At 66.4% G+C, this 4,425-nt stretch carries 6 protein-coding genes; 1 reads left to right on the top strand and 5 read right to left on the bottom strand.

Going from position 1 to position 4,425, the window contains the following annotated elements; all coding sequences use genetic code 11:
• From BM162_RS22010 to BM162_RS22000, 4 genes are all read right to left on the bottom strand, one after another.
• On the bottom strand, positions 1–196 hold a 196-nt coding region (locus BM162_RS22010; protein WP_143096304.1), incomplete at its 3' end, for a transposase.
• A gap of 132 nt (positions 197–328) precedes the next feature.
• Positions 329–562 carry a hypothetical protein gene (locus BM162_RS22655; RefSeq protein ID WP_143096303.1) on the bottom strand — a complete coding sequence of 78 codons (234 nt, stop codon included), beginning with the start codon at positions 560–562 and terminating at the stop codon, positions 329–331.
• A 91-nt stretch (positions 563–653) separates the two neighbouring features.
• Entirely contained in the window at positions 654–1,463 is an 810-nt protein-coding gene (locus tag BM162_RS22005; RefSeq protein WP_093425986.1) for an extensin-like domain-containing protein, read from the bottom strand.
• A complete protein-coding gene (locus tag BM162_RS22000) occupies positions 1,460–2,431 on the bottom strand; it encodes a L,D-transpeptidase family protein (RefSeq protein ID WP_093425984.1) in 972 nt (323 codons plus the stop codon). Before BM162_RS22000 ends, BM162_RS22005 begins: the two co-directional genes overlap by 4 nt.
• 433 nt (positions 2,432–2,864) lie before the next feature.
• Between BM162_RS22000 and BM162_RS22650 the strand changes: the two genes are divergently transcribed.
• Entirely contained in the window at positions 2,865–3,683 is an 819-nt protein-coding gene (locus BM162_RS22650; protein ID WP_177215337.1) for a lysozyme inhibitor LprI family protein, read from the top strand.
• A gap of 31 nt (positions 3,684–3,714) precedes the next feature.
• Here the strand turns inward: BM162_RS22650 and BM162_RS21990 are convergent.
• Positions 3,715–4,425: mechanosensitive ion channel family protein (locus tag BM162_RS21990; protein ID WP_143096301.1), on the bottom strand; the 711-nt coding region annotated here is incomplete at its 5' end.

Genomic DNA, 4,425 nt, shown 5'->3' with positions numbered 1-4,425 from the left:
CCGCCTCCAGTTCCTTGAGCCGCTTCAGTTGATCGCGGCTCATGCCGCCATACTGCCTGCGCCAGCGGTAGTAGCTCTGCTGCGTGATGCCGACCTGGCGCGCTGCCTCACCGACCGATAGTCCTTGGCCTTGCAGAACTTCAACCTGCCGCAGCTTCAAGACGATGTCCTCGGGCTTCTCTCGCTTCCCAGCCATTCTCTGGTCCTCTTCATAACGGGATCATTTTATCCCTGGGGGCGGACCACTCCAGCGGGGGCACTCCACCGGCGCCGCGCCGGGCACCGACTGCCGCTCCGCCGTCGCATGAGCAGGTCCCGTTCTCTTGTCTCACCTCCTCGGCTCGACATCATCTGACGGAGGTCCGCTCGTGCGCCACGCGCAAGTCATGCCGTCCCATTTCAGCGCGCTCGCCAATGCACCGCCCGCGCGGTACACGCCGATCCAGCAGTGTCGTCCTGCAGCAATGTGATGTTCAGCGCGGCGCATCACCTCTTCCAGATCACGTACCGGGGGCTGCACCTCATCGCCGAGCACCAGGCAGATCTCCAGGTTCGCGTCCACGCTCGTCATTCCAGAACCGTTATCTTCGTTCTCTGGCATTAGCACCGGTGGCCGACCGTCTCGACCCTTTACGCCGTCCGGTCAGCCGCGCTCACTGGCAAAGCCGAAAGTCTCCACGGCGATCGGCTACGTCCAGGTGCAAGTGATCGGCGTGCGAGGCATCGGTTCCGGGACCGAGAACCGTGGTGAAATACAAGCAGGCGGTGGAGCGAACCGCATCCTGGAACGCCTCCGCCATCGTGCCCTCTCGCTCCCGCGGCTGCACCGGAATCGGAGGCCCATCGGCGAAACGGAAGCCAATAACATCGACTGCGTTGCCGAAGGCGTGCTCCGAAAGCTCCCCCTCAGGTCGGTTGTTGCGGCGCCGGCAGACATAGCTACCCCCCTGCTCGATCGCGACGAGGCGCCCGCGGTCCGGCAGGCGATCGGCGGCCGCGATCACATGCGCCTCCGTCCATTCGGCAAGGGCACGGGCCGCGTCGCAACGCAGATGAGCGGCCGGATCAAGCGCCACGTCGTCCGGCAGCCCGGTCACCCGCAACGCGTTCCGCACCCCGCAATCAGCGTCGTCCTCAGCGACAATCGGCTCCGCCACCTCGTAGGTCACGCCGAGACGATCGAGATCTGCCAGGCAGGCAGCGAGCGCCTCGGGATCGGCAGCGATACGATCGGGCATGGGCGGGCCGGCGTCGACCGGCGCGACTTCATTGCCTGGGGCAACGAAGGCCGGCCCGCCCGGCTCGGCTCCGGGCTCGCGTGCGGCCGGTGCATCCGCATCATCCGGCCGCGCCTCGGGCGGGGGCGACGTTTCCGGCGCCACCGCGGCCGCCGGCTCCGTGTCCTCCTGCGCCACCGCGGGCAGCGCGACGAGGGCAAGCGCGATGACGCTGCGCACGATCACCGGCCGCCTCCCACGAAGGCGACCGGAACTCCCTGGTCGACCATGCCGGCCAGTTCTCGGGCATCCCAGTTGGTGAGGCGCACGCAGCCATGGCTCTGCTCCTGGAAAAGCTCGTCCGGGTCGGACGTGCCGTGAATGCCATAGGTGGGCTCGGTCAGGTCGATCCAGACCGAGCCCACCGGTCCGTTCGGACCCGGCGGCAGAACCAGAGGCTTTGTGTTGTCCATCTGCTGGAAGTTCACGTCGGGCTTGTAAGTGTAGTTCGGCTCGATCGCGATCGCCTTGACCTCATGGGTGCCGGAAGGCGACGGCAGTTGATCGGAGCCGACCGTCGCCGGGTAATTCGCCACCATGGTGCCGTCGTCATCGAAGGCGGCGACGCGGCCCGCGGCCTTGCGCACCTCGACTCGGCTTGCGGAGGCGTCGCTCCGCGCGCCGGGTGCGGCGACAATGATGTTCTCCCCAGCCGAGAACTCCGCGCCCGGGTTGAGGCCGCGCAGGAGTTCCTCGTCCATGTGGAACTTTTCCGCCAGCTTTTCCGAAACCCGCGTGTACCCCAGGTACTCGCGCTCTGCCAGGCGGCTGTAATCTTCAGGCAGTGGTGCAGAGAGGCCGGATATGTCGTTCTCGCTTAACCGGTAGGATTGCAGCACCGACGCATGCCGCGGCCCGCCGAGCGCTTCCCACACATGGCGATCCATGCGCCCGTCCGGCTCCAGGCCCTCACGCGCCTCGAAAGCCCTGATCGCGCTTCGCGACATCGGCCCGCGCCAACCGTCGATCACGCCGGGACTGACATTGGCGCGGTCGAGCAGGATCTGCACGACCAGCGTTATCGACGACTGCCCCTCGGGAAGCGGCCCGCCGCCATAATCGGCCGCCGCAACACCATCAGGAGAAGGCTGCGCGCCGGCACCAAATGGCGCGAGTATTGCGGCTGTCGCCGTCACAAAAAAGATACGTCTCATGACAAGGCGAACCGCGTCTTCCGCTGCAGGTTCCACTCAGGCGGCCGCGGAGCTTGCTGGGACGTGGCCGTGCGACGGAAATACAGCACCAGGCAGTCCAGCACATGCCGGCGTTCCATAGCGTTCACGACCGCCTCACCGTGCGCCCTCATTGGAACCCGGCTGCTCTGGTCGGCTTCCTCTCATGCAGTGGAAAGGGAGCGCCGCGAGAAGGTGAAAAGCATTGGCAGAATGTTCAGTTCGTAACCCATCAAACGATGCCCCTGCCCCTCCGAGGCTTGCGCCATGCCGCCACGCCGTCCGGAGCGCGAGGCGGTCGTGGAACGGGCTGCTGGCGGCGGCACTTTCGGCGGTCTTCGCGGCTACACCGCAAGTCGCGGCAGCTCTGACACCGGGCTGGTGCAGTTCCGAGGCCCTCAACGAGAGCGAGCGGGTGATCTGCGCCAGCGACGTACTGGGACGGCTGGATCATGAACTGAACGAGGTATACGCGGCCGCCACGCGGGCGGGAGAGGTGCCGGATCAGGCGAGTTGGCTTGCGGAACGGAACGCGTGTGGCTTCGACGCGAACTGTCTGGGCGCCTCGTACCGCACCCGCATCGCGGAACTCCGCGACTACGCACAGGCGGCCCGCGCTCCTGACGCTGGGCGTGGCCGATCCAGTGGTGCGGGTGAAATCTCGGTCGCGCCGCTGCTACGAAGCGGGAGCAGCGAGCCTTGGCTCCAGCGCTTAGAGGAGCGTCTTTCGGAACAGAGCCTCGGCTCGCGCTCGGAGGACGCGCCGGCAGTTCAAGATGATACAAGCCTCGGCGCCGCCCTTGACGGGTTGCGCGGCCTTGACGCGCTGGTGCCTCGGCCGTGGTGCGACGCCGGACGGCTTAACCGGACCGAACGGACCATTTGTGAAAATGAAGGCCTGTCCCGGCTCGACGCGCTACTCGAGCAGGTCTACGGCCGCGCAAGGGCGCGGGACCACGACGCAGAGCAGATCCAGTGGCTCCGCAACCAGCGCGACGCTTGCGGGGATGACCCATTATGCATCGCGTTCGCATACACGAAGCGGATCGAGGAGCTGAACGCACCCCTTGCCCAAGCGGCCGGGCGCCGCCACGACATCAACATCCCAAGTGGCCAGTTCCCGCCGCCGGGCACCTGCCGACTATGGTTTCCGGACCGGCCGCCGGGCCAACAGCCGCCTTACTCCGCGTGCGACATTAGCGTGCCGCCGGGTGCGGTGCTGATCCGAGGCTGACGTTGCGCCTGCGCCTGCGGCATCTCTGCCTTCACTCCTGCGGCGCGTTTCGACGTAGAAGGTCGTCGGCGTCTTCCCGCTCCGCATCGACCAGCGGGATCAGCGCGTTTTCCTCAGACTGACGAGCGTCATGCGTCTCCGGCTCCGCTGCGGGCCGAGACTCCGGTCGCGCTCTGGTCTGCGGGAGCGATTTCGCAGGATCGCCCATGCCTTCCAGCCGGATCCGGTACGTCGTGTCGGGGATGGATACTCCCGCCGCTTCGATGGCCGCCTTGACAAGGCGGATCGCGTCGCTGCGGGCGGTCACGAAGCCCGTCTCGTTCTGGTCTATCCAGCCCGTCACGCGCAGAACGGCCCCGGCCTCGCTGATGGTCTCGATCCAGACCAGCGCCTCGGGTTCTCCGAGTACGAACGGAAGTCCCTCGAGGGTGTCCTGAGCGAGTTTCCTGGTCGCTTCCAGATCCGCATCCGGGTCAATGCCGATATCGAAGACGAAGCGCCGGGCGGGGTTGCGCGAGTAGTTGACGATCCGCCCCTTGAAGACGGTGGAGTTTGGTATCCGGATATGGTTTCCGTCGAGCGACAGAAGAATTGTGGCGCGCGAGGTGAGCCGCACGACGCGCCCCGAGTCTCCCTCGATCTCGACCAGATCGTTTGGCCGGAAGGGCTGGCGCAGGCTCAGCATCACCGAGGCGACGAAATTCTCGACCGTATCGCGCACTGCGAAGCCGATCGCCAGCCC

The sequence above is a fragment of the Tranquillimonas alkanivorans genome, assembly GCF_900115595.1.
Taxonomy (GTDB): Bacteria; Pseudomonadota; Alphaproteobacteria; order Rhodobacterales; family Rhodobacteraceae; genus Tranquillimonas; species Tranquillimonas alkanivorans.
Note: the sequence above shows the minus strand (reverse complement) of the source record. Positions and strands in the feature narration are given on the sequence as shown.

Excerpts from the sequence above, each read along its gene's own strand:
- BM162_RS22000 (WP_093425984.1), bottom strand. The coding sequence starts at position 2,431 with ATGAGACGTATCTTTTTTGTGACGGCGACAGCCGCAATACTCGCGCCA.